General features: G+C 40.7%; 28 protein-coding genes. 15 read left to right on the top strand and 13 right to left on the bottom strand.

Annotated features, from left to right (window positions below):
* Nucleotides 1–2: 2 nt before the first annotated feature.
* From GK108_RS20220 to GK108_RS20190, 7 genes are all read right to left on the bottom strand, one after another.
* Nucleotides 3–902: a hypothetical protein gene (locus tag GK108_RS20220; protein ID WP_163952467.1), complete on the bottom strand. Its 900-nt coding sequence runs from the start codon at nt 900–902 to the stop codon at nt 3–5.
* A 1-nt stretch (nt 903) separates the two neighbouring features.
* A complete protein-coding gene (locus GK108_RS20215) occupies nt 904–1,380 on the bottom strand; it encodes a hypothetical protein (protein WP_163952465.1) in 477 nt (158 codons plus the stop codon).
* Nucleotides 1,381–1,404: 24 nt separating this feature from the next.
* Nucleotides 1,405–2,931 (bottom strand): ATP-dependent nuclease, encoded by a 1,527-nt coding sequence (locus GK108_RS20210; protein WP_163952463.1) that lies wholly within the window; start codon nt 2,929–2,931, stop codon nt 1,405–1,407.
* Between the two features lie 74 nt (nt 2,932–3,005).
* Nucleotides 3,006–4,361, bottom strand: a complete 1,356-nt coding sequence (locus GK108_RS20205; protein ID WP_163952461.1) for a B12-binding domain-containing radical SAM protein — start codon at nt 4,359–4,361, stop codon at nt 3,006–3,008.
* A 6-nt stretch (nt 4,362–4,367) separates the two neighbouring features.
* Nucleotides 4,368–5,084 carry a hypothetical protein gene (locus GK108_RS20200; protein WP_163952459.1) on the bottom strand — a complete coding sequence of 239 codons (717 nt, stop codon included), beginning with the start codon at nt 5,082–5,084 and terminating at the stop codon, nt 4,368–4,370.
* A gap of 78 nt (nt 5,085–5,162) precedes the next feature.
* On the bottom strand, nt 5,163–5,912 hold the full coding sequence (locus GK108_RS20195) for a hypothetical protein (RefSeq protein ID WP_163952458.1): 750 nt from the start codon (nt 5,910–5,912) through the stop codon (nt 5,163–5,165).
* Between the two features lie 11 nt (nt 5,913–5,923).
* On the bottom strand, nt 5,924–6,784 hold the full coding sequence (locus GK108_RS20190) for an XRE family transcriptional regulator (protein ID WP_163952456.1): 861 nt from the start codon (nt 6,782–6,784) through the stop codon (nt 5,924–5,926).
* Between the two features lie 97 nt (nt 6,785–6,881).
* Between GK108_RS20190 and GK108_RS20185 the strand changes: the two genes are divergently transcribed.
* From GK108_RS20185 to GK108_RS20130, 12 genes are all read left to right on the top strand, one after another.
* Nucleotides 6,882–7,136, top strand: coding sequence for a hypothetical protein (locus tag GK108_RS20185; protein ID WP_163952454.1), 255 nt, complete (start codon nt 6,882–6,884; stop codon nt 7,134–7,136).
* Between the two features lie 14 nt (nt 7,137–7,150).
* A complete protein-coding gene (locus GK108_RS20180) occupies nt 7,151–7,348 on the top strand; it encodes a hypothetical protein (protein ID WP_163952452.1) in 198 nt (65 codons plus the stop codon).
* Nucleotides 7,345–7,620: a helix-turn-helix domain-containing protein gene (locus tag GK108_RS20175; protein ID WP_163952450.1), complete on the top strand. Its 276-nt coding sequence runs from the start codon at nt 7,345–7,347 to the stop codon at nt 7,618–7,620. Before GK108_RS20180 ends, GK108_RS20175 begins: the two co-directional genes overlap by 4 nt.
* A gap of 135 nt (nt 7,621–7,755) precedes the next feature.
* The gene (locus GK108_RS20170) at nt 7,756–8,007 is read left to right on the top strand and encodes a hypothetical protein (RefSeq protein ID WP_163952449.1); all 252 of its coding nucleotides are present in this window, start codon (nt 7,756–7,758) and stop codon (nt 8,005–8,007) included.
* A gap of 127 nt (nt 8,008–8,134) precedes the next feature.
* The gene (locus GK108_RS20165; RefSeq protein WP_163952447.1) at nt 8,135–8,800 is read left to right on the top strand and encodes a hypothetical protein; all 666 of its coding nucleotides are present in this window, start codon (nt 8,135–8,137) and stop codon (nt 8,798–8,800) included.
* 130 nt (nt 8,801–8,930) lie between these two features.
* Nucleotides 8,931–9,305 carry a hypothetical protein gene (locus GK108_RS20160; RefSeq protein WP_163952446.1) on the top strand — a complete coding sequence of 125 codons (375 nt, stop codon included), beginning with the start codon at nt 8,931–8,933 and terminating at the stop codon, nt 9,303–9,305.
* A 49-nt stretch (nt 9,306–9,354) separates the two neighbouring features.
* Entirely contained in the window at nt 9,355–10,080 is a 726-nt protein-coding gene (locus tag GK108_RS20155) for a hypothetical protein (protein WP_163952444.1), read from the top strand.
* An 88-nt stretch (nt 10,081–10,168) separates the two neighbouring features.
* The gene (locus GK108_RS20150; RefSeq protein ID WP_163952442.1) at nt 10,169–11,179 is read left to right on the top strand and encodes a hypothetical protein; all 1,011 of its coding nucleotides are present in this window, start codon (nt 10,169–10,171) and stop codon (nt 11,177–11,179) included.
* Nucleotides 11,073–11,951 (top strand): P-loop NTPase family protein, encoded by an 879-nt coding sequence (locus GK108_RS20145; RefSeq protein ID WP_163952440.1) that lies wholly within the window; start codon nt 11,073–11,075, stop codon nt 11,949–11,951. Before GK108_RS20150 ends, GK108_RS20145 begins: the two co-directional genes overlap by 107 nt.
* A gap of 99 nt (nt 11,952–12,050) precedes the next feature.
* Nucleotides 12,051–12,587, top strand: coding sequence for a hypothetical protein (locus tag GK108_RS20140; RefSeq protein WP_163952439.1), 537 nt, complete (start codon nt 12,051–12,053; stop codon nt 12,585–12,587).
* A 3-nt stretch (nt 12,588–12,590) separates the two neighbouring features.
* The gene (locus GK108_RS20135; RefSeq protein WP_163952437.1) at nt 12,591–12,962 is read left to right on the top strand and encodes a hypothetical protein; all 372 of its coding nucleotides are present in this window, start codon (nt 12,591–12,593) and stop codon (nt 12,960–12,962) included.
* 221 nt (nt 12,963–13,183) lie between these two features.
* The gene (locus GK108_RS20130) at nt 13,184–15,082 is read left to right on the top strand and encodes an NACHT domain-containing protein (protein WP_163952435.1); all 1,899 of its coding nucleotides are present in this window, start codon (nt 13,184–13,186) and stop codon (nt 15,080–15,082) included.
* Here the strand turns inward: GK108_RS20130 and GK108_RS20125 are convergent.
* Nucleotides 15,079–15,672, bottom strand: a complete 594-nt coding sequence (locus GK108_RS20125) for a hypothetical protein (protein WP_163952434.1) — start codon at nt 15,670–15,672, stop codon at nt 15,079–15,081. The two genes, GK108_RS20130 and GK108_RS20125, sit on opposite strands and share 4 nt — an antisense overlap.
* Nucleotides 15,673–16,287: 615 nt before the next feature.
* Between GK108_RS20125 and GK108_RS20120 the strand changes: the two genes are divergently transcribed.
* The 3 genes from GK108_RS20120 to GK108_RS20110 all read left to right on the top strand — a co-directional run bounded on the left by GK108_RS20120 (nt 16,288) and on the right by GK108_RS20110 (nt 17,786).
* Nucleotides 16,288–16,734: a LuxR C-terminal-related transcriptional regulator gene (locus GK108_RS20120; RefSeq protein ID WP_163952432.1), complete on the top strand. Its 447-nt coding sequence runs from the start codon at nt 16,288–16,290 to the stop codon at nt 16,732–16,734.
* 225 nt (nt 16,735–16,959) lie between these two features.
* Nucleotides 16,960–17,247, top strand: coding sequence for a hypothetical protein (locus GK108_RS20115; protein WP_163952430.1), 288 nt, complete (start codon nt 16,960–16,962; stop codon nt 17,245–17,247).
* A 260-nt stretch (nt 17,248–17,507) separates the two neighbouring features.
* Complete coding sequence (locus GK108_RS20110; RefSeq protein WP_163952428.1) at nt 17,508–17,786, top strand: hypothetical protein; 279 nt, start codon at nt 17,508–17,510, stop codon at nt 17,784–17,786.
* Here GK108_RS20110 and GK108_RS20105 read toward each other — a convergent pair.
* Genes GK108_RS20105 through GK108_RS20085 form a run of 5 tightly spaced genes read right to left on the bottom strand, consistent with a single transcriptional unit; the run spans nt 17,773 to nt 23,637 of the window.
* Nucleotides 17,773–19,560 (bottom strand): hypothetical protein, encoded by a 1,788-nt coding sequence (locus GK108_RS20105; RefSeq protein ID WP_163952426.1) that lies wholly within the window; start codon nt 19,558–19,560, stop codon nt 17,773–17,775. The genes GK108_RS20110 and GK108_RS20105 overlap by 14 nt on opposite strands.
* On the bottom strand, nt 19,557–19,880 hold the full coding sequence (locus tag GK108_RS20100; RefSeq protein ID WP_163952424.1) for a hypothetical protein: 324 nt from the start codon (nt 19,878–19,880) through the stop codon (nt 19,557–19,559). The genes GK108_RS20105 and GK108_RS20100 overlap by 4 nt, the downstream gene beginning before the upstream one ends.
* A gap of 11 nt (nt 19,881–19,891) precedes the next feature.
* A complete protein-coding gene (locus GK108_RS20095; protein ID WP_163952422.1) occupies nt 19,892–21,328 on the bottom strand; it encodes a phage portal protein in 1,437 nt (478 codons plus the stop codon).
* Nucleotides 21,329–21,340: 12 nt separating this feature from the next.
* On the bottom strand, nt 21,341–22,915 hold the full coding sequence (locus GK108_RS20090) for a hypothetical protein (RefSeq protein ID WP_163952420.1): 1,575 nt from the start codon (nt 22,913–22,915) through the stop codon (nt 21,341–21,343).
* On the bottom strand, nt 22,912–23,637 hold the full coding sequence (locus GK108_RS20085) for a terminase small subunit (protein ID WP_163952418.1): 726 nt from the start codon (nt 23,635–23,637) through the stop codon (nt 22,912–22,914). Before GK108_RS20085 ends, GK108_RS20090 begins: the two co-directional genes overlap by 4 nt.
* Nucleotides 23,638–23,699 lie beyond the last annotated feature (62 nt).

Genomic DNA, 23,699 nt, shown 5'->3' with positions numbered 1-23,699 from the left:
AATTAAAGTGAAACTAGAACACCATGCTTGGACAAATCCTGAGTATATTTATCAGCGTTAATTATAAATGCATAGTATAATTTAATTGTGGTTTTAAATTCAGTTTTAAAAACATATGCAGCTGAAGCATACCTGCTATTTTCTGGGTTATAACTCTTAAGTATATTGAAATTAAATGTTTCTCCTCCTTTAAATTTTTTGATATCAAATGTATTGATAACTGCATAATCTACCAGTATTCTTTCCATTGAACTATCCTCGTTTGGTGTACGAGATAGTAAGGCATATTTCTCTAAAAATGCAATAAGCATTTGGTTGAGATTAAAATCGTTTGAATATTCAATGTCAGAATAATATATTCGGAGGGCACTAGTGATGACAATCTTATTTTTATCTGTAATGCCTATTGATAATAACATAAACTTGTGATTTGGGTCATCATTATTAAAAATAGTTGCAAAGAGAATAATAGTCACCTTGTCATCGATATGAACATGATATACAGAATCAGGCTTAGCAAAGCTTGATTCTACATGTGATTTCCTTATGGAGAATTGCTCGAATTCTTTAAAAGTTGGATTAAATACTAATTCATATTTATTTAAAGGTAATAGGCCTTTTTTTAATAATCTTTCTTTGGCATTTTGTTTTCGATCATAAGTCAAGATTTGAGTGCTTATTTCATTTGAAATAAAAGTCAGCATTTTGGACCTTGCTTTATCTGAATTATCATTATCTTGAACGTAAACACGATTTCTAACCTCCTTCTGGGTTATTGTCAACAGAGCAGGATCAATATCGTAAGAATATTGATCAAAGGGATTAGGTAATAATCGTTCTGTTAAAACCACAAGAACCTTTTGCGCTTCTGCTGGTGGGATTGTTCTTAATGCTTGTAACATGTTATAGCTCGATTATCTGAAATTCAGAACCTTTTAAATCTTCAATAATATATTCTTTGGCAATACTTGCCCTTTTGGCAATTGGTACTAGTTTAACTCTACCCATTACCGCTTCCTGGGGTATTAGATATATAAGTGGCCTCCAATAAGCTTGTTCGTTACTATCTGCTAATGAGATGATCTCATCTCTGTCAAAATCACTAATAGTGCCAGATGCAGCAAATCTCATAGCTAACGATTTAAAGGATGCTCTTTGTTCATTGATCTTGTAACTATGACGGTCAGGGCGTACACATTCACCCTGTAACTGTTTATAAATATCGGCTGGATTGGAGCTAGGAGGCAAAAAATGACCAGCTGAATAGGTGGACAACGTTTTACTATCAAATATTTCACTACACCATATGTAGTGGACATCTTTGTAGAATTCCTTCTGAATAAAGTACTTTAAATAACAATTCGTAGAGTACAAAATCATCGGTTAGGTGTCGAAAGGGGGTACTTAGGAATTTAACTGACTATTAATGGTTTGAAGTATTTCAATCACCTCTTTGGCACTTTCAGCAAACTCAGCCTGTGCTTCATCCTTATTATTCTTAATCCAATCTAATACCTTGTAGAGCAACTTCTCTTTTGCCTTTCGTTTCTTTTGATCATCAATAATGGATAGTGTAGCATCTACTTCTTCCTGAAATCGATCTGGGTAATACTTTTCAAAATCATGTTGACTAAGCTGTTGAAAGTTTGTAGTATTCCATCCGGATTTTACATACTTAGATCTTAAACCCTCTATAATTTTATCTTCATGCTCTCCACCATCAATTAACACCCAGACTCGATTTTTATACATTGATTCCAGATGTAGGAATATAAATAACTTATCAAAGTCATTTAGCTTAGGTTCGATGTTGGTAACACCACTTGCTGAAAAGGTTTTAATCGTTGTTTGTAAAGGATCTACAAACCAGGGGATTAGCCAATCCCGGATTATACGTTCCGCTGAGGATTCTTCCAAAAACAACCAGCCTTTCCACAAACCGAAGTCAAATAAATCATACCCTAAGTCTTCAAGTACTTCCCGTCTTGCTTGTGGAGTATTGGCTACCTCTGTAAGTTGAGATATGAATAAGCTGGGCCGTTCAGGGTCAGAAAGACTATTGATAATATTAAAAATCTTGGCATCCGGTACACTCCCCAGATACTTCATGACTATATTGGAGTGCGTAGAAATGAAGATTTGATTGGTCGATGACTTTTGAATAAGTAACTCCAGTAAAGCTTTAAGGGCCTTGGGGTGAATGTCATTTTCAATTTCCTCAATAACAAATATTTTCTTTTCAGCTATACATAAGTCAACAATCAGTCCAAGCATATTTACAACACCTTCACCCATCGAACTAATGGGAATATTTTCCCAATTGCTGATACGGTAAACTGCTTCTTTACCTTGGGGAATGAATGATGTTGTTACCTCAAAACCTAGAATTGACTTACAGGCGCACACGTAAGCTGTATGCCCTGGCTCAAATGACCTGTCATTCAATCTATCTATTTTACTTATTATATTGGCAAGATCCCCAGTTACTGCATTAGAATTAACAGCATTTATATCATGTTTGAAAGTTGTAACTTTTCTTTTTGATAAATATGGGTAGAAAATATTGGTAGGTTCAACATTAGATTGAATAGTAAATTGCCTCGATTGAGAAATAACTGAAGATTGGAAGTGTCTTTCATAAGAAGGTCGACTAATAAGAATAGTTACCCTATCATAAGAAATTGGGTTAGCATCAAATTCTTCTTTATAAAAAAAATCTGAAAGGTTTAGTATGATATGACCACTTGTTTGCCCGAATATTATATCTGTATAATTAAGCCTATAATCTTGTATTTGAAGTAATGAGTTTAATATTGTAGACTTACCTGAGTTGTTGGGACCAATAAATAGATTTATTGTTGATGAAAATTCAGTTTGTGGTAAGTATTTAAACCCTCTAATGTTCTTAAGCTCAATTGATGTAATTTTCATGGTTATGGTGTAGGAAGGTACTGGATGGGAATTGTTGACTCGTTATTAAGATAGTGTAACCGTTAATTTGACTGTTAGGCATAATCAAATTCAACAGTTACGTTATCTTTGAGTTGATTGAGTTTATGGGATATATGTATGATTTCATCGAAGGAAACATCGCAAAAATTATTCACCCAATCCTTTTGCAGATCAATTAAATCGTACATGTCTGAATTGAGATATTTATGGCCAAGTTTGTTATGATCCAACATTAGGTCATAAGATGGTGAACCAGGCAATGGAGTCATTATGGAGACTACCACTTCAGTGATATTAGTATGATTGAGAAGTGATTCAATATAATTAGAAGTTGCCTCTAAAGTCTTCCTGTTTTCTCCAGGTAACCCTAATACAAAACCAAGAGCTACATTAATATTATTTTTTTCGAGCAATTTAATGGCTCGTTTTTGCTGGTCGATGGTATTGCCTTTTATAGTATTTTTTAAAATTGACTGATCTCCAGACTCAATACCAAGAAAGATTTCGAAGGTATTTAAATCTTTTAGCATCTTGACGGTTGTATCGTTTATGTGGTTGACCCTAGAATAGATAAATCGTATACCAAACTCATCGTTGAAGTTTGTTTTGTTTTCATAAAAAGAAGTAAACCAATCTAGATTGCCTAAGAAGTCATCGCCTACATCCATGATGGCATCGATTGAAAATTGCTCTTTAAGTTTTCTGATTCGATTCCAAACTTGTTTCGTGTTGTCGAATCGGCTGATGAGCTCTCGACTGCAAAATGTGCAACCTCCAGTTTTGTCTTTCCAAACGCACCCTCGCTGGGAAAGAAACGCAAGTGGACGATTGAAGGGGCCTTTGTTGCGATTTAGAGCATAATTGTTAAAGTACTTTTCAAGATCAACTAAAGAATAATCTATTTCACTTATTGTGGCGCTGTTGTTGTAGGCTAGATCATTTTCAAAAATATTGTTGCCTTGCCTATAGATTACATTTTTAATGTTTGCTAGTGATTTGCCTTTAATTAGCTCTAAAAAAGGAATTTCACCATCTCTTTTAATGATATAATCTATTTCCTTCCTGTTAAATAATATACGACTTCCGAGTGAAGAGGCATAATTCCCTCCAAGTACAACCTTTGCATTGATTGCCTTACAAAGTTTTGCTATATGGATAGTTTGTTGGTAGGAATCAATGTTGGGGGAGATCCCTACTAAGTCTGGTTGAAAATTTGCCAAAGAGTGATAGATTTCATCTTTGGACATTATTTCCTGATCATAGATCACTATATCGCACTCATAATCGGAATGTTTGATATGGGAGGCAAGAGCAAGAAGGTTAAGCGGTTGCCAATGACCCGCATCAATACAACGTATCCTATCCTCATCAATTGGGGGGTTGATTAATGCAATTCTTCTAAAACTCATACCGGTCTACTGTTGATGAAATAAAGATTCAAACCAATGATTTAACGAATGGGCTTCGTCTTTGTTGAGCTGAATATGTGAGGTTTCTGTCTTTACATCACCGATCCGTACTTCTACATAGGCAGTTAGACTCTTGATCTCTTTGCCGTCATAGATACCATATGCAGTTACGATAGGAGCTTGATTGGGCGGAATAACTCTATAATTAATATTAATTTCCTCACTTTTCTTGCCAGATTTGTGCTCCACTTTTTTTATCAATCGAATCATGCGGTTAACTACTTCTGGCTTGTCTGGTATAATATATTCATACTTTTTATCATTCTTAATATTTAAAACTATAGTGTCCAGAAATTCATGTTCATCATCATATAGATCTGGACTAATAATACGAATAATATCTGCACTACTTTCTATCCTTTTTAATTGATTGTTAGGCACTAATAATTTCTCTCGTTTATTGGTTTCATTAATGGATTCAAGTAGATTATTAGCCATTTCTGATATATTTTTAGCGGTATCGGGAACGTCAAATAGCTCTTTTAATATGAAAAAGGCTAAAAAAGACATGGCTATAGCTGTCCCTACTGTAAAGGTATAAATCAAAAGCTGATCCTTGCCGGAAATCATTCCGGTAATTTTAGCAATGACAATAGTTAATAATGGAACGGAAAAAGCTAGAATATTTGCAGCTGTAACTTTTACATTTTTTAAAGTCGCCATGTTTTTCTATTGATGTGAACGTTTAGGATTAGGATAGATATTAAAGGTTCTGGATGGGGGTAATGGACAACAGGTTGGTTAATCGCAAAAGGATCGACCTAATCTTTTTTGGTTCGAATTGTATATAGATACACATTTAGCCCCATATTCTTGGGCAGTTGGACATAAAAGCCTAGCAAGACCATCCTTATTATCTCCATCTTCAATCGTATAAACCCAAACACAAGAATGGCCCTCATAGATCACAGATAAACACGTTTGACCAAGTGATGACATTTTGCTTTCAATGGCATACTTCATGGCAGTATCCTTTTGTGCATCTGTAAGTGTATCGTTGTTTGAACTGTCTTGTTTATTTGTAGAATTGCTTATAAAAATCATGAAAATTATAACAATAGCAAACAAAGAAAAGGCCCCTATGTAAAGATACTTATTTGGTATTTCTTTTTTAGTTGGCTGGTTAATTTTAGGCCTAGGTATATAATCAATTCTTTTTATATCAGGCACTATTCCTGTTTCATCATAGACCTGTTTCTTTTCTACCATTATTTGATAGTCTTTTTTACTTATATATGCATAATGTTTTGAGCTTTGTTTTGCGGCCATTAGTTTTTTTAAAGACCGGTCATCAATTATAAATTTAGGGACATATTTCTCTAATTCTTCTACATCAATTTTTATATCATCGTTAGATTGGTAACCATTAATAAGATTTTCTACATATTTTTCGGCTTGATCGAACTTGAGGTTATGGCTTTTTATTACTGAATGGATCGCGGCTACTTTGCCTTGGTGTTTTAGGATCCATTTTATCTCATCATCAGTCATATAATTATAAACTACCTTTTAGTCCAATCCCGATCAACTTTACGCACTATATATAATTCATACACCTCAGAAAGGCGTACCTCATAAGTGGGATATTCATTTTTATCTGGATTCTTTGATGCACAGGTGATTATACCTTCTTTGATGTTATGACCTACAATGCGTTTGATGATCAGCCCGTCGTGCGTCGCAATCACGTAATCAGTGCCGCCATTCGTGTAGAGTTTATAGCCCCAGTGATCTGGTTCGATAAACTTTCCGATCGCTACATCGCCATGGCAAATAGCATTTAAACTATTGTCATTCATACTATCCCCCTTTACCTCAAAAGCGCGAAACCGGCCTTTTTCGGGTTGCGGTAAGACAATTGAATATTTGGGTAGCTCTTCCAGGTATTCAGGATCCTTCCACCCGTGTGCGTAACTGGCATAGGCATATTCCGGAACGAGTGGTATGGTTAGCAACACTGAACCATTATCCAACTCCCGGAACTCACTACCTGAGGGTGTAGTGGTAACAGCAGTTTCATCAACTAAATCAAGAGGTACTACCTCGTCATTCGGATTTGGCTCTTTGGAAATCTTGGGCTTATAAAATCCCATTCGGTCAAATTGGGGTGTTTTTCCTTCGCCCTTAACAAGCCAATCTACCTCTACTTGAGTGAATTTAACCTCCTCATACTTGAGTAAAGCATTGCAAATGGAAATGATTGTTGCCTTAGTCGCTTTGTGTTTGTTATTAATTGCACGACTTAAAGTTCCCGCTGATAGGTCTTGTTCTTTAGCCAGCATATAAGGGGTAACTTTCTTAATATCAAGCAAATACTTAAGCCTGTCTCCAAAGGTGTCCATTTGTAAAGTTGTACTTTTCAAGACAATTGAGGTATATGAAAAATATTTTTGCAATTAGTTGCAATTGCAATTAGTTGCAACTAAGTTTGTAGCACGATAACACTACAACAATAGCACAATGGTAGGACAAAAACTAGACGTAAGTCCAGAAAATGGCGTACAGACGGGGCATCCGTTGGCTAATCGGCTCATGCATGCATTTAACGGTATACCCAAGGCGTTCAGAATCCTGGCCCGTCGTGATTTCTGTGAGTATTGGGGGTGCAGCGACGATACGTTTCGGGCCAAACGGTCTGGTCAGCCGGGCTATCTGGTGACAGTGGCCGAGTGCGAGTGGTTGGAGAAGTACAAACCGGTGATTGTCCGTGATTAACCCGTTAGACTACCATGAAAACGCCTACCAAAAAACGTAAGCAGAAGCGGGATCAGAAGATTTACGCCGAGCTTCTTAAGCTCAAAGCATTGCCCGGCTCAATGCCTACCGCCTGTGAACTGGCAGTCGCTAAAAAGTACGGTGTGTCTCGATCGACAATTTACAACATCGCCAAACGAATTGGAGGGATTTCTAAACTAGCATCGGTATGAAAGTATCCGTGGATATCGAGCTTTTATCGACCTTACAGGCAACCCTGGAAGCGGCTCGGTTAGAAATTAAAAAGGCCAAGGATCGGGAGCAGGGCAATGAACCACTGAGTATTGAGGAGGCCGCTAAATACCTGAAAGTATCGCGAACAACGCTCCACACCTATGTGAAAAGTAATCAGATTGTTCCCTCTGAATTTGGGAACCGGGTTTGGATCACCCGTTCGGAATTAGATCGATTCATAGAACGGCATCGCCGGAAGGTGTACGCCTAACGATAGTCCCGCTAAGGGAGGCACGGTGGTAACGCAATGGGTGGGGGCGATGCTCCCAGCTATTCTACTCGCCGTAGAATGACAAACCCCGGCATGGCCAGGGCTAGTGCAACAGTTCAAATTCAACACAAAATTATGATTAAGCTCGCAATTCTCAAAATGCGACCCTGGGCAGTTATTGCCCTGTCGATCGCTCAGTCACGCCCGGTTCGCTGGGCTAAGAGCCGACTTTTCAAGCTGGAAGGCTGGCTGGTGTACCGTTGGACGGGCCGGTGGAATTACACCCACAGCACGGCCCGTGCCGTCTGGGTTACGACCTATGTACTCCTCATGGCCTTGTTCGCCATCGCGTTTGGTTTGTATAACCTGTTTTTGAGCCGGATATGATACGCCCAAAATCAACGTACAGCCGGTTAGCCTGGTTTAAGATCGCCATCATGGGAGCCTGTATACTCTACTTGGTTTATCATTATCTGCTCGTTCACTTCGCTAAACTTCCTGTTTCTACGCTGCCATGAGCACAAAAAGCCCAACTACGTTATTTATGGCCATGACGGCCGTTCAGGCCAGCACCAAAGAGATCGCCAATCTCTCGCTGAGTCTGGATGAGGTATACGATAAACTCAAAGCCAGTCTATTTGCCAATAGTCTGCTGGCTACCTGTAGTGTACAGGATACGATTCAGTCTGGCGAACAACTTCAGCTGGGGGCCGAGTGGACGTTTCGGTTTGGTAACGGGGATGCGATTGTATCCCGGGCGGTGGTCGTTCTACCCTGTCTGAAGCTCAGTAATGACTTGCTGCTAAAGGCGCAAAAGTTGTCTATCCTGCAAGTTTTCTTTCTGACGATTAACCCCGTCGATGAGGTCAATAAGCATCTGGAGTCGAATGGGCAAAAGCCACTGGTTACGGCTGATCAGCTGCAAACCAAAACCCCACAAGATTTTGCCGATGCCAGCCATAAACGCAAAGCCTGGGTCGATGCGGTGCCGATGCTCAATCCCAAAAAGCCAGACGACTGGACAGCGCATGCGGTGAAGCTGAAGGATTTACCGGGTCAGGATGAAGACTCTCAGAAAGAGCTGTTTAGGGAGATGAAACGAATCGCCCATGAAAAGGGACTCGCTTTCCATCCAGATACAAAGAAATTTTATCCAGCTCATGCTAAAGCCAGCGCGTAAAGCCGAATTACAGGCAAACAAGCAGTACGAAGCCAATCGTAAGCAGGAAGCTAAAGACTGGAAAGCCCGATTAAAGGCTCAGAAAGACAAGCGGGTGTAGCTACGTATCACTTTAACCAATCATAGATCTATGGATCAATTCTTTTTTGAAAAACGGGAGCTCCCCGTCAAAATAACGGATGAGCAACGAGCGGAACTCCAGAAACGAAATGCTGACATCGACATTGAGTTGCAAGTGGCGGCCGAGGAGTTTGAACGGGCTAAAGGCATTCACAAAGGGGCTACGGAGCCCATCAAAAAGGAGAAAGTCAAAAACCTCTCTATTCTCAGAACCGGTGTTGAAAACAAGGTCGTAAATGTCTACGAGTACGTCAATGAAGAGGAGGCTACGCTCGAATTCTACGATGAAACCTCTCAGCTTGTTCACGCTCGCGCTCTGACGATTGACGAGCGTCGTCAGCATCGAATTCCTTTCAATCGAAAGCGGCTGGAATCGGCCGATTAATCCTAATACTCAATTTCAATTCGTTCATTTTTAGCTGTTTATCAATACTATGACCGATACATTGCATCTTAAAATTGAATCACTCGATGAGAATGAGTTGGTGATTCGGCACGGCGAGGCTGCCAAGATTCATCTAGAACCTGCTATTAGCCTGGTTGGGAATTTCGGCGCTCCCGCTGAATTTGTCAGTAAGCGTTATACTGAATCCGTGAAAATGCTGGATCGATTTGACGTTAGTGACTGTCACGTTTATTTTAACAAAAGTGATTTGTCGATTACCCTGATTGCTGGTGAGCAGGAGCGGGATACAATTACCGTAGGAGGGAAACTCAAAAAGAATCCGTTCCTGGAATCGCTCAGCATTAACGGGCGGGGTTATCGGAACACGGAATTGCTTCAGCTCATCAAATACAAACCGCACTATTTCAAAAGCCGGGAAGAGCATAAAAGCCTGGTTCATGGCCTGATGAATTTCGAGGTCAAAACGGAATCGGATCACAAATCCGCCAATGATCGGCTAGGCTCAATCGAGAATCACCAGTACACCAAAGCTCAGTCGAAATTGTCTGGCTATCAGTTTCAGTTGTTTGTTCCCTTTTTTGACGGCTACGAGCCAGCTGTAATTGACCTCAGCATTGAGATTGAACCCAACAACGGATCTGTTTTACTCTATCTGGTTTCGGAAACATTTGAGGAGTTTTACGACGATGCGGTGAAGGCAAAGTTTGACGAGCAACGACCCATCTTTGAGCCATTTGTGATCATTGAAAAATAGTTGCGTATATAGATGGTCGTTAGTGAGTAAATAGGGCAGGGTAATACTTCAACCAACCGTATTACCCTGCTTATAATAGACTATTCGTATGAATTACATAGCCCTGTTGAATCGGTTCTGGCAGTTGCACAGGCAACAGGGTTTTCCCCCTGGAGCGACCCACATGTATACGTGTTTGCTCAATGAATTTAGCGAGAAAGGCCATAAGAGCGATTGGCCGGAATCCTGTCAATGGACTGATGGGGCGATCGCCGGTTTGCTATGTGTGAACGTAAAAACGGTGCAGCCAGCACGGGAACAGTTGGAGAGTAGGGGACTAATAAAGGTCAAGAGTTTTGGGCAGGGGAGCCGGGCGGGTCGAGCGTATTTTCTGGCATCAGAAGAAAGACTTTTCCCTCCAACATCTCCGTTAACATACCCGAAAAACGGAGATGTTAGCGGAGATGTTAACTCAACTACTTCTCCAAAAAACGGAGAGGTTAATCGGCCACTTCTCCAACAACATCTCCAGGAACATACCCAAAAAACGGAGATGTTTTCGGATAAGTCCTATAATAATATAGAATACCAAACCGGAAACAATGAAACCCAAACTATAAAAAAAAATAAGGAGGGAAACGACGTTTTGACGATTGGTGAAATTCAGAAGTCTGTCAACGCTGAAAAAAATGACCCCAACCGCGCGGCGGACCGTCCCGAGTTCCGGCCGCCCCCTTCCCCTGACGATTTGCCCGATGCCGATACCGCCGAGCTGGAAGAGTTTACGCTGAAGCTGCAAAACGATCACCGGATTTTTAAGTACGTCCGGAGCCAGAACGATCTGACCGATGAAGAAACCCTACGTTGGATTGCCCAGTTTGTTCATCTCCAATGGGCCTCCTACAACCTCCGGGACCGCCGACACCGCGATTTGCTGTATCACTGCAACAACTGGATACGGGGTGAAATTGCTCAACAAAAAGAGAATCAGGCTCGAAATCAACGAAAAAACCATGGCAACAACCATTCTGGAAAACGAACACAAGGCACTCTTAGACCTACGTCCCTCGGTCAACCTGACTACCGAGGAGAAGGCAGCACTTGCGATGTGGACCTCTGAGCCGCCCCAATATCCCGAATTAACTCAGGAGGAGCTGGAGAAGCTGGTATTCAAGGCCCGGCGCGAAAAGGGACAGGCGCTTTATTCGCTGGCTTACAGTAAACAGGCCAAAGGCATCCGCACATTCCCAACCTTAACGGCCAAAGAGTTTCGGGAGTGGATCACCAAACGGGGGCAGGCCCGGGCCAAAGATTTGGGCTGGAAGGGGTTCGACGTGGATAAGGACAATGAAAATGTCTTAAAAATCCTCGCCCTGTATTTTACCAAAGACGAGCGCTTTGAAGAGGTGAAACCCGGCTATTCGTTTCGAAAAGGTATTTTTCTGGCAGGGCCAACGGGTGTGGGTAAAACGCAGTTAATGGAGCTATGCGATACCAACCCACTGGCCAGTTACACGCCCCATACCTGTCAGGTCATCGTCGGTGAATTCTCGGACGAGAAGAAAGGGGGGCAAAAGGTGATCGACTATTATTCGCAGGACACCGTGGCCGACAATCCCGATAAAACCTTTGGCCATGAGGTGTTAGGCCGTTTTTATGATGATCTGGGACAGGAGGATGAGGGTGTTCATTACACCAAACGGCAAAACGTCATGGCTCAGATTCTTGATAATCGCCATCGGTACGGCAACTATTTCCGTACCCATATTACCTCCAATCATACCCTGGACGAAATCGGCAAAATCTACGGACCTCGTATTGAAGACCGGTTTTATGAAATGTTCAATGTAATCGAATTTCCGCCTACGGCCAAATCCCGCCGTCGGTCCTAAGCTTACAAATCCACTTCTTAATTCTTCCAGTCAGCGGGCTTGCCTGCTTTGGGAGCGCTCATGCCAAATCGTTCATAATCACCTTTAAAATCAAGTTTTATGTCACGCGAAATATTCAAAACAACTACGAAATTCAACGGAAAAGGCTTTACCCCGCAGGGCCAAAAACACCTGCCTCCAACCGACGTTTCGGGGCTGATTCCCTGTCAGGCTTATGGGGGTGATCTGATCAACAATACCACGTTCTACATTCCTGCCCACCGATTGGTGGCAACCCTTGAAAAGCATGCTGCCCTAGGTCGTACGCTTCGAATCCCCCAGGCCTACACTGTTGATGGTCAGCCAGTAGATGTGCCCAAACCAGTCAAGGTCGAGGTGACTGTTACCAAATCCCGCAAACGCAAGGAGTATATCATCTGCCTCAACGACGGAAAAATGTTCGAATCCCGTGAAGAAGCGGCCCATAAGTACTATATGGACAAATCGCACATCACTGAGCATTTGCAAGGTAGGGCCAAATTCGCTAGAGGCCGTAGTTTTCGACTAGCGACGGCCGAAGAGATTGAAGCGTATAAAATCGACGCCTGGGAATACACCGGCGAATGTCTCCCAATCGACACCTCATTTCGCCGGTAAGCCATGACTATCGAAGAGTTTACTGATGAGATAGACGGCCTCATCAACGATTTTACCAATGGAGCCATTACGGACATCGAGTTTCGAACCGGCATCATGGATACGCTGATTGCGGTAGCGGGGCCGAAGCTGGAGAAACCGAATATGGCCACTATTCAACCCGATGAGTTTGTCCGGCTGATTAACTGCATTGAGAATGCTGAATTGCTCACTGTAATCCGGGATACCGTACGGGCGTATCAGAAAACGGGTAAGCCATCCCCCCTAAAAGATGAGCGTTTCGGCTTTGCCTACGTCTTCAAATCACTCGACAAGCGAGCCATCGATCTGGGTTTTATTAAGTATTCATTCGGGTATCGTAAATCATCGAACTAAGTTCAGTATATTTAGCTGCCCAGACGCAGATTAAGGAATGGGGTATGATTCAGCATAACTTATCTTAGCGGTATACGACCATTGGAATGAGCTTTTATATCCTTAATAAATTCGTTAATTAGTAGTTAAGCAGAATTAACAAGGATTGATTTTATTGGAGGAAAACACTTGCTAACTCACCAAGAGTGCCCAGCAATCAATTTAACAAAAAACTTTTTAAGATGAATAATCCTGATGCGATTTTTGATGCTTTATTGAAGAAAAGGTTTCCTTCGGTTAAGATTGATTCACCTATCTATATTTCCTTTAAAAATTATTTAAAAACGAGATACCGGAAATTCTCAACAATTGATACGTTAGCTTTTCCTAATATGCAAATAGATTTTGATAAGCTTTATGAACCATTAACTTTGATTCAAGGGGGGAATAAATATAAAATTGATAATTCAAATGGTTTTCATAATCTGCTACTTAACCACCAACGGATAATAATTGAAGATACCGCAGGTATGGGTAAATCAACAGTTGTGAAAAAAATATTTAATTTATTTGTAGAGAAAGCAATTGATATGGCTTATTTAGTGGAATTACGTCATATTAATAAAGACAATACAATTATACAGGAGATTCAAAGGCAAGTAAATCAAAATGAGGAAAATGGCTTAGAAGCTACTACAATAATTAATATTCTGAAAAGTGGTGGATCATTAATTATATTTGATGGGTACGATGAAATACCCAATAGTAATCGAAATTTTACAACTAAAAATCTTCATGAATTTATTGATATTTGTGCTGGTAACTTTCTTATCATTGCTTCTAGATCAGAACCTTCCCTCCAATCCTATGGGACATTTTTAAAAGCAAGGATTAATCCGCTTAAGAATGAAGAAGCATTTGCATTGTTACATCGATATGATGCTTATAGTTATCGTCCAATAGCTGCAATGCTTATTAGTAAGATATTGGATGATAATGACCATACAATCAGTGAATATTTGAGAAACCCTCTATTAGTTTCTTTATTGTTTAAGTCTTTTGATTACAAAAAAGATATTCCACTGAAAAAAACATTGTTTTACCGACAGATATATGATGCGGTATTCGAAGCTCACGACCTTACAAAAGAGGGTTACTATAGACGTGAAAAATATTCTCAGCTTCATTCAGATGATTTCGAGAAAGTACTGCGATATTTAGCTTTTTTGTCAGCAAAAGAGAATAAGGTCGAATACTCAATAGATTACCTGCATAAATTGTTAAATATTATATTAGCCAAAATTCCCAACCTTAGTTTTAAACCTAAAGATTTTATAGACGATCTTTTAGAAACTGTACCCTTATTTAAAAGAGAAGGCACAGATATTAAATGGTCACATAAGTCATTGCAGGATTATTTTGCTGCAAAATTTTTATATTTGGATGCTAATAATGACCAAGAACCTCTGCTGAATAAGATTTATCATCATCCTAGGCGAGAACAATTTAACAATTTAATTGATTTGTTTTATGAGTTAGAGCCTAAAGTATTTGAATGTACTTTTTTATATTGGTTCTGTTTAGAATTTGAAGTCTTTGCCAATAAGTATATTAATATACTTAGTGATATTCCGCTGGAGATGAGAAAAGATAGAATAGGTAAGTTGTTTTATAAAACAAATAAAGTAGTTGTTATTGATTCGGAATTTAATGGTGATGAGAATAAAGTATTTAAAGTGTTACTTAAAGAAGATTTAATTTCACTGGAAGATTATAAGGAATGTAAAGTATATTTTTTTTCTCTTCCTAACGACTTAACGCTAGTTTCACTTATTAACCAACAAATGAAAAATACTGGTTTATTAAAGATAATTATGAAACAATATCCAAAAATGTTAAGTTTTATAAATAATCAACCGCCTAACGTTATACTTGAAAATGTATATTTGGAACATGATAAAGTTTACTCCTATGATTTTAAAGAAGATAATTTATTAAATACAAAAAATAATTTTTTGTATTTTAATCAATTGGTGAATTCGGATTTTGTTTATAATTATGATGCCATAATTGATAAACTAAATGAAATAAGACAAATCGTTTCTGGGAGGGATACTGAATATTTATATGATTTTACCTAATGCACTGGCAAATTTTTCTTATTTTCTTTATTGATTGTGGACATAGTTTTATTAATTTCACTCTTTTTAGAAGAGTCCATGGTAGATGATTTTGAGTTCTTTTTTAAAATTTCTATATTATATGTTAAAGAATCTAACTTCAGTTTAACTGTATCTAGATTTTGCAATACATCATCCATGTCGTTATTTAGGGATGTATTCCACACACCTATAGCTAATGTTCCTAAAGCACTTATAATTGTTATGTAGTTATTAAGGTTTTTCCACTTTCGGTCTTCATTCTCACGCTCAGCTAATATTCTCTCACGATCCTTTAATTTAATTATTTCCTGATCTTTTTTTAATTGATCATTTACATAACTGTTTGATAAACCCATTCGCTTTCCTGCATGTGTTAAATAATAAAAATTGTTTCCATATGCCGTAGCCGGTATTATAAAATTTTCATCAATTACACGCTTTAATATTTCATCTATTTCATTTGTATCTTCGCCTAATTCTCTTAAATAAATAGATAAATCGAAGGGGACATTAATTGAATGATATTGAATTCTATTCAGGAGGTTTGCTATTTTCTGGTCTCTTTCCATTGTGTCTTTTTTGGTAATTTTCTGTACTTTATTTGGCAGGATCTTAACTAAAGATTAAATTTTAGCTCTTGTTGCATTTTTTTAATACTGTGTCTATTATATCTGAATATTAGACCTTTAAATAGATTTTTAATACGAATATATGGATTGAGGTTTATAGTTGTGAGCAGAGCTGCGCTTTATATTTAATAATGAATAGTTTCTACCATTTAATCAATAAGTATATTTTTATTTGCCTGCCTTTGCAGTACTAATAAAGAGACAAATGATAATGCTTGAATTAGATTGGCTTAGCATCCGGCTATAAAGCAGGCTGAAATTGCCAGACGGTTAGGTATCAGTGTAAGCTTATTTTCTAATAAGCTTAATATGGTTCAGTATAAGCGGTTCAACAATGAGGAATTGGTAAAGCTTGAAGCGATCCGAAATGAATTGATTAATGAGTTGAGTTAATTTTTACCCACAAAGTACTTGTATTTAAAGTATATTTCTCAGATAAAAAAGCCCCAATGCTGCAATCGTGGAGGATCAGGCAAAGGGGCTGTAAACACAGTTCATTATGTTCACCGGACAAAACTACGTATTACGTGGCTTTGGCGCAAACTGCCAATGGTCATGAGACAACTGCACCAATTTGACGGGCGTACGTTACTCGTCCTAAAAACAGCGTTGGACAACTACCAACGACATCAGGCCAATGATCCTGAACTAGCCAAACCGTGGCTTTACGTGGTCGAAACGCTACTTGATCCCATTTCCAACCTTGACATTTGGGCGATCCGAAAAGAGATTTATGAAGAGGATGAGCGACGTAGCCGACGTGCAACCATGCGTGTTGTCAGTCAGGGAGATTGGGACGTGATTTCAACGCTTACCGAGCGTGAACTGGAGGTGCTACGACTGATTGGTCAGGGGCACCAGAATCAAAGCATTGCTGACTTACTGAACATATCGCTGCGAACATTAACCAATCACAAAACCCACATTATGGCTAAACTGAAGCTGGGTAGCGTGAAAGATATTCCTAAGTTCGCTGTGAATAACATGGAGCAATTACGATGAACAAGAGCTCCATTATAAAACTCACTCTATCACAGATTGATGAGTGGGAACGACTAGCCAATCTATTAGCTGACGAACAGTGTACTGATAGCCCAGATGTGAAGTACTGTGAAGTCAAAGTACAGGAGCTACAGAACGACTTAGAAAATCTTTAATCCTAAAACATTGCCTGGTTATCTGGGACCGTTGCAGCTGGTTCCAGATAACTTTAACGTAAATTTCAGTATGGAAACACTCATGCCGCCAACAGAAGGCCAGATAAAACAAACGATTCAGGATTTGCAAAAGCGATTAGCGGATCCGTTAATTAATCAAAAAATTAACCGGCCGGTAAAAGAAGGCTATAGCGAATCAATAAACGTGCTGGCTCAGCATCGTATAACGTATGATGGTATTGATCAGTTGACAACGTTACAGGGTAGGGCTATTGCTGTTCTGGCAGTGGACTACGTGAAAGGGGAATGCTCGAAAGAGGTGCTTTTGGGAGTCAAATTAAAACAGCCTAATCGATGAGAATTCTATTTGTGTTATACAATACGGATTTCGCCGTTTTCCTTGAACTACCTGTAGTACCTAGTATCGGTCATATAATACAATCGGAGTGGCTGTATTCGTTGATTAGCTCTGAGTATGATTCAGATAAGCTACCTGTAAAGAAAATATTTCTTCAATCATCTTTTAACGTGAAGTATGTTGCCTGGACTTCAAATGATGATGGGGTGTATGTTGAAGTTACTATTGATGATTCTGAGTACTACGCAAACCTTTAAGTAATGGAAACTGTATTTGATCATAATCTTACACCAGACGAAATAGACGAGCTGGGGGTATTGGACCGATGGATTAACGTTCGCCATAATCTGGTATTCCCTGAGCCTTACACTGAGGAAGGCTACAGGGCTACCATTACCCCAGGTGGAGCACTTTTTGATTTAGGGCTTTTGTACTTAAATCGTGGAGATGAGGCTAAAGCTGAGGTCTACTGGTCACAGGTTCCCGACAAAGTAGCGGAATTCAAACGAGGTATGGATTACCAGGTTATTGAGGAGTAGCCATATAGTCCCTAAGCTTTTTCAATATTTCTGCGTAATCGCCCATTAACACGGGCATCAAGTCTTTTACCGCTTTCTCTTCAGCGATACCAAGCTTTTTAAGGTCATCACGGAAACTTTTAACCCAACCTTTATACCCATAGCCATTTTCGAGCACCTGTTGTTTGTGGAGGGCATTCGAATTGAATGCTTTTAGAAACTCATCATAGGTGTGACGGGCTGTGAACTGGTTGAGTGTTTCCATACGCTCCAACCGGGATGCATTCAGCTTTCGAGGAGGGGTATTTGATTTGGCATGTAATATCTCATGCCAAAGCGCTTCTACAGAATATTCCTGATTAAAGGTTAGGGGAGTGTTTGCCTTCATTGCGGCAAAGGCTCCCCTAAGTTCTTCTGTAGGGTTAAACAGCTGCCCTCCTATAGAAAAGCTATGCGTTGAAAGGCTAATACTCGATTGGGAGGACCATTGATTGGTGGACGGGTTGTAAAGCCTGGAATGCTGCATTAAATACGATTTACTTTTCAGAATACTGACACTTTCCAACCCATTGGCGAAATGCTCTGGATGTTGCTTGGCAAATGCCATAATAACGGCCTTCATTTCAGCATTCGTAGGCACATCACCTTTAATAAGGGTTGATAGATCGATTCCCAAAAAAGCCTTTTTTACCGGCTCTGAAATCGTGAATTTGGCCTTTGCAAAGTCTTTACCCGTGAAGTTGTCTCGAATGAAAATAGGTTTGTTGGGTGAGTTTTCCAGCCTTTTTCGATTGTCTTCAACCCACGTTCTAAAATTCTCAGGAACATCATTTACCTCATTGACACTTCGGAAAGCCGTAGTATCTTCACCATTAAGAATCATTTGGTTCAGCTGCCTGAGCTCTTCCGGAGTAGCCAGAATAGACACCACATGACAGCGGCATTGCGGGTGCCAGCCAACGAATTTGAACGTTTTAGGATAACGTCCTTTTAGTTTAGCGCATACCTCACAATTACCCGGATTATTCGAGCGCCGAACCTCAAAACCCACGACAAAATCTAATGTCTGGTACCGTACATGATCCGATTCCCGGTGGGCTGCATTGATTTCTGTTCGGGTCAATCGCATCGCATTTTTGTAGCTGCTACGGTAGACACCCTGACCAGGATGATAATTCTTTGCCCGTTTGGATAGAACCAGGTTTCCCCGTTTATTCCGCACTTTGCGAAACAACATATCAGGGTCGTTGAGGTATTTACGTATATCCCGGCTCATTTGCTGAGCGGATTTACCCTCACCTAATCCAACGTCGATGGCCATTTCTAATTCAGTCTTGAACTGGCCGGTGTATCTCCAGACTCGATCCGACAGGTTTAATCCATCAATAGTACGTTCTTTGAACGCGGCTAATGCTTCCTGATTCCTGACCTTATAGTGGGGTGGCGGTGTTAGAGCGGGTGTTGTTTCGTTGGTCTGGATAGGACTGCTAAACACTAAATCGACAAGTGCGTCATTCTTATCATTTGAAAACGACCAGGCTTCATCCTGTCCTGATTCAATTGTGAATAGCATATCCAGCGCCATGCGCCGGAATAGGCTTTCTACCCGCTCTGTGGTCTGGGAATAATCATCAAAGGAAAACTGCTTTTCCGTATCAACAGCGACATTAACCGCAATCTGAGCCGCTTCGATAATGGCGCTGTAATAGATGAGGTCGATTTTACGGGTGAATGATTCTACCCGCTTCAGTTGCCGGTCGTTATATTCCTGCGGGGAAAACTTACGGTAGCTCATCGTTTTTTGCTTCTAGGATGCCAGTAACTAGGCCAGGCTTCTTCTCCTCGTACCCAAACCCGACAGCTGACAGGAACACCCATGCGCCGTTTTTCATCAATCACGGTCAGTTCTTTTAAGTAATTCATCGGCTGTAGTTTTAAATGATAAGCCTGTGTATCTGTTACCACTTTATGTTTAACCGCTTTTACCGACTTGATCATTAGTACCTGATTGATCCCCTTTTTTCCAACCCATACCATATACTCGCCTGGTTTGGGTGCACGTTCAATCACATCAATGTAGTACGTGCACTTCTTTTCGTCTGACTCGTTTATCATGTTACTAAGACTTAGACAGTGCGTTCAAATACATCACGTTCAGCGGCCTGGTCGCGTTCTTCCTGTAGATACTGCATTTCCTGATCAACATTATCAACCAAGCCTGACTGAGCAACGGCCGTACGCTGAGATAGTATAGCTTTGCCCGCAGTCGCTTCCGTTAGTTGTTTGATCGTAGCCGCTACGTCGTTGATGATAAATGGTTGCACCTCTGATTCGATGTCCATGTTATCCGCAAAAGTCTTTAGTGTGGTATTTACGTAGCCTAAATACGCTTTGATAATATTCGTACGTCGCTCCAGATACTCATCGAAAACTTCCCGTTTTTCCTGAACCTTTAGATGTGCATCCAAAAACAGCATTTTCAACGCTTCACCGCTGATTTCCCTGAGCCCTTTCACACTGTCGAACGAAATATCCGGGGTCTGGGTGAATGTGTAGATAAATCGCAACAGCGTTTCTATCTCCAGCTTTACAGCATCCGTAGCATGATCCCAGCTGAGGTAATACGCTTTAGTGCCAGATGTTCCCTGTAGGATAGCACCGGATTCACCTTTCTTGCTGAAACCAGTCAATTCCCCTTCAACAAAGATTTTAGGCGATGCGTGGTAATCGTTGGTATCGGCAAAATTGGATAGCAGGTATTCCAGCCGTTCAATACACGTTTGCACGTCGGCCCATTCTACACCATCCTGTTTGCCATAGATGACGGGGATTTTCTTAATGATATTCGGGGTACGTTGAGGTTCCTCCCATGTTGCATCCTTTTGTACCCAGACTAGTTTTTCATCGTCCGTATAGGTTTCGAAATACTTGACTTCCTTACCCTCATCATCTTTACGGGTATAAGCGCGGCTAAAAGCAATCATATCCCCTGTATCATCAAACAACGGATACAAATCGTTTCCATCCCAGGGGCTAAAGGCCATTACACGGATCTTGAATTTCGTATCGAATCCGTAGGTACTATGATTCTCCTGTTTTTCAACAGGGTACCAGCATTCTGCTATTTCAGTCGAGCGAAACAGGTCTTTGGCAATCCGACGGTTGAACGAATTGATTTTACAGTCCTTCAGAATTCGATTCAATGCGTTTAATACCTGTTTTTCCTGCTCTTTCTTCGCTTCTGAGTTAATCTTAACCGGATTCCCAAACAAGAAACTGACAGCCCGTTTTACGATAATCTTCTGCATTGGCAATGCAAGTCGATTGACTTTCTCTATAGCATCAATCGTTTTTTCCGGGTCTTCAGGGTTTGGCTTTTTGATCTGTTTATCCGGCCGTTCTACTGTGCTCATCGTATCATGGCCCTTCGGGGAATACTGCTCCCGGAATGTCTTTAGATCAAGAGCTTCCGGCCGTGATTTCAATTTGGCTATAATATCACTGATACTTTTATTTGAAGCACCTGTGCTCGCCAGTAATTCTTTAAGTTCTTTGAGAGTCATACACGTTTATGATTAAAAATATCCTGATAAATCCTTCACTTTTGAGGTTGGCTCAAACGGATAGAATGTGTTAGCCATAGCGTCAAACTCATCCGGCGACCGTTTTAGGCGTTTAATCACATCGTCCTTATCTTCAAGGATGATCGAGCCATTAGAGAGCCATTTGTATTTAATCTCAGTCGCTTCTTCTAAAAAGCCACCTCCAGGCGGAAGCATGGGCATATACACATCTGGCGTGTTGTCCGGGTAGTTTTTCGGGTTTAGCCAATCACGAACGGCCCAACCCAGATACGCCCGCATATTGGCAAATGTTCGCTGGCCAGTTATATCGGTTAGAGGTTCCCCGCTGTTATCGGTTGCGGCTTCACTGTTTTTACACGACAGCGCCCGCGATTCATAACCTAATTCTTTTGTTCGGGAATACACGCCCGCGCCCTCGCCAATGGTATCGATGAAGGCCGTTGCTTTTTTGTCGTTCTTCAGAATGTGAACTATCCGCCCAGCTACTTCCATGTGGTCAGCTTCACCTCCTGAGTTGCTTTTCGTGAAGGCTTTTCCAATGTTGCCATGTCGGTGAGCAAATACCGTACTATCCCGACCCATACCGGCAACGTCAACACCTAAACGTAGCGGTTTTGGATATGGATCAACACGAATCGTTTTGTGATAACGTACCCAACGTTCCTGTGCGGCTTCAATCCACTGTTGAGGGATGAGGACATCTTTACCAGCTTTGGGAAACTTGCCCAGTACTTTTATTCGGAAAATATCAGTAGGTCGATACCACTGGCCTTCAAATTCGAAATCATCCTGAGCTATATCAACCTGGTCGGCTTCAATTTCCTCACACCATAACTTCAACTTGTCAGTTATCCATTCGTAATCGACCTGACCGGGTATCACCTGACGTTTTTCGATGACATTGGGAGCTGTCAGCGAGTTAAGCCTGAACTTGCTCCAGCGATCCTGTTTCTGGCTACGTGCTGCATAACCAACAGTGTTATTCGGGTTGAAAACGATGAGGATACGAGAATTACCCTGCAAGTTCCCTTCAATAGCGCCAAACGTATCATCTGATATACCAGATGCTTCCGTAATGGCAAACATGGTGTTTACTGCGTGGAAACCTGACCATGCTTCATGGTTATGTTCAGACGCTTTGAAGCCAGTCAAAAACCATTCCTCATACTCGGTACGTATATCATAGACATTCAACCGGCCGGGTAAAATGACACCGTTACGTTTCGCTTTATTGTACAGCCGCGAAATTTCGGGCATCATAATGTTTTTTACCTGTCGATCAGTAGGAGCGCTGAGGGCTACTTTCGTGTTATCGATGAGGTCGCCTTCTTCATTCCACTTTGGCGTAAGAAACATAAAGCAGAAACATGCAACAGCTGTTACGTAGTCCTTCCCCCGTGCCGTTCCACTGGCTACCGATGTGCGCGGGTTGAATTGAACACTGGTAAGGATATCCTGTTGTTCTTTATCCAGCCGTGCGCCTAACACCTCATACGCAAAGTAATTCCAGTCTTCAGTAAAAGACCGTACCACGGATTCTGCCTGTATTTCCTCCTCTACTGTCATTTCTTGGTGTTTACTTTTTTGAGGAAATCATAAAAACCCTTATTGACAGACTCGCCCTTAGATGTATGATCTGTCCGATCTACCAACTTGCCGTTAAGCTTTAGAATAATTTCATTCGCTTTATCAGCAGGATACATCTTGATTTTCGGTCCGAATTCACCAACAGAGTATTCGTGAATATTGCCAACATCATACGCTCGGGATAATTCAACCAGATCAAAATAGGCTTGCTCAACCCATTTAGGTTCGTCGTCTACGTCCCGATAGGCTTTAGCATTATGCCGTAATTCAATCGTGTATCGTTGAATCCTACGTTCAATGTCCTTAACCTTAGCTTCCTGACGTTTTTTATCCCGATCCTCATCACCATCCCATTCTAGTTCAAATAGAATAGCGCTTTCTAACTCCAGTTCTTTTTTAGCTTTATCGATAAGGAATTGGAGCGGCCTACGTACTACTTCTGTTTTAAGTACTTTTCGGACCTTAATAAAGTCGTTCAGGCGTGTACGGGCAATATCACTGATATTCTTAGCGGCTTCATCGGCTGAAATCGTAAACAGCTTTAAACGTTCTTCTATAGCGTCTCGGATGTCCTTTCGTTGCAACAGATCCCAGGCAGTTTGTTTCGCGCGGCTTTTCGCAAAGCCAGCCCGTACAGCCGCCCTAGCGCCGTTACAATCCTTCGGATATTCTTCGACAAACTTCTGCTCCAGATCAGACATACCGTTACTTAACGTTACCTTTTTAGCTTTTTCCTATTTGCACTGCAACCTGTTCATTCTGA

Source organism: Spirosoma terrae, assembly GCF_010435915.1.
Classification (GTDB): domain Bacteria; phylum Bacteroidota; class Bacteroidia; order Cytophagales; family Spirosomataceae; genus Spirosoma; species Spirosoma terrae.
This window is presented reverse-complemented; position numbering and strand designations above follow the sequence as displayed.

Excerpts from the sequence above, each read along its gene's own strand:
- GK108_RS20205 (WP_163952461.1), bottom strand. The coding sequence starts at position 4,361 with ATGAGTTTTAGAAGAATTGCATTAATCAACCCCCCAATTGATGAGGAT.
- GK108_RS20170 (WP_163952449.1), top strand. The coding sequence starts at position 7,756 with ATGATTAAGCTCGCAATTCTCAAAATGCGACCCTGGGCAGTTATTGCC.
- GK108_RS20200 (WP_163952459.1), bottom strand. The coding sequence starts at position 5,084 with ATGGCGACTTTAAAAAATGTAAAAGTTACAGCTGCAAATATTCTAGCT.
- GK108_RS20095 (WP_163952422.1), bottom strand. The coding sequence starts at position 21,328 with ATGACTCTCAAAGAACTTAAAGAATTACTGGCGAGCACAGGTGCTTCA.
- GK108_RS20090 (WP_163952420.1), bottom strand. The coding sequence starts at position 22,915 with ATGACAGTAGAGGAGGAAATACAGGCAGAATCCGTGGTACGGTCTTTT.
- GK108_RS20100 (WP_163952424.1), bottom strand. The coding sequence starts at position 19,880 with ATGATAAACGAGTCAGACGAAAAGAAGTGCACGTACTACATTGATGTG.
- GK108_RS20105 (WP_163952426.1), bottom strand. The coding sequence starts at position 19,560 with ATGAGCTACCGTAAGTTTTCCCCGCAGGAATATAACGACCGGCAACTG.
- GK108_RS20210 (WP_163952463.1), bottom strand. The coding sequence starts at position 2,931 with ATGAAAATTACATCAATTGAGCTTAAGAACATTAGAGGGTTTAAATAC.
- GK108_RS20110 (WP_163952428.1), top strand. The coding sequence starts at position 17,508 with ATGGAAACTGTATTTGATCATAATCTTACACCAGACGAAATAGACGAG.
- GK108_RS20135 (WP_163952437.1), top strand. The coding sequence starts at position 12,591 with ATGACTATCGAAGAGTTTACTGATGAGATAGACGGCCTCATCAACGAT.
- GK108_RS20195 (WP_163952458.1), bottom strand. The coding sequence starts at position 5,912 with ATGACTGATGATGAGATAAAATGGATCCTAAAACACCAAGGCAAAGTA.
- GK108_RS20155 (WP_163952444.1), top strand. The coding sequence starts at position 9,355 with ATGACCGATACATTGCATCTTAAAATTGAATCACTCGATGAGAATGAG.
- GK108_RS20175 (WP_163952450.1), top strand. The coding sequence starts at position 7,345 with ATGAAAGTATCCGTGGATATCGAGCTTTTATCGACCTTACAGGCAACC.
- GK108_RS20115 (WP_163952430.1), top strand. The coding sequence starts at position 16,960 with ATGGAAACACTCATGCCGCCAACAGAAGGCCAGATAAAACAAACGATT.
- GK108_RS20160 (WP_163952446.1), top strand. The coding sequence starts at position 8,931 with ATGGATCAATTCTTTTTTGAAAAACGGGAGCTCCCCGTCAAAATAACG.
- GK108_RS20125 (WP_163952434.1), bottom strand. The coding sequence starts at position 15,672 with ATGGAAAGAGACCAGAAAATAGCAAACCTCCTGAATAGAATTCAATAT.
- GK108_RS20220 (WP_163952467.1), bottom strand. The coding sequence starts at position 902 with ATGTTACAAGCATTAAGAACAATCCCACCAGCAGAAGCGCAAAAGGTT.
- GK108_RS20085 (WP_163952418.1), bottom strand. The coding sequence starts at position 23,637 with ATGTCTGATCTGGAGCAGAAGTTTGTCGAAGAATATCCGAAGGATTGT.
- GK108_RS20130 (WP_163952435.1), top strand. The coding sequence starts at position 13,184 with ATGAATAATCCTGATGCGATTTTTGATGCTTTATTGAAGAAAAGGTTT.
- GK108_RS20180 (WP_163952452.1), top strand. The coding sequence starts at position 7,151 with ATGAAAACGCCTACCAAAAAACGTAAGCAGAAGCGGGATCAGAAGATT.
- GK108_RS20185 (WP_163952454.1), top strand. The coding sequence starts at position 6,882 with ATGGTAGGACAAAAACTAGACGTAAGTCCAGAAAATGGCGTACAGACG.
- GK108_RS20150 (WP_163952442.1), top strand. The coding sequence starts at position 10,169 with ATGAATTACATAGCCCTGTTGAATCGGTTCTGGCAGTTGCACAGGCAA.
- GK108_RS20165 (WP_163952447.1), top strand. The coding sequence starts at position 8,135 with ATGAGCACAAAAAGCCCAACTACGTTATTTATGGCCATGACGGCCGTT.
- GK108_RS20145 (WP_163952440.1), top strand. The coding sequence starts at position 11,073 with ATGGCAACAACCATTCTGGAAAACGAACACAAGGCACTCTTAGACCTA.
- GK108_RS20140 (WP_163952439.1), top strand. The coding sequence starts at position 12,051 with ATGTCACGCGAAATATTCAAAACAACTACGAAATTCAACGGAAAAGGC.
- GK108_RS20215 (WP_163952465.1), bottom strand. The coding sequence starts at position 1,380 with ATGATTTTGTACTCTACGAATTGTTATTTAAAGTACTTTATTCAGAAG.
- GK108_RS20120 (WP_163952432.1), top strand. The coding sequence starts at position 16,288 with ATGAGACAACTGCACCAATTTGACGGGCGTACGTTACTCGTCCTAAAA.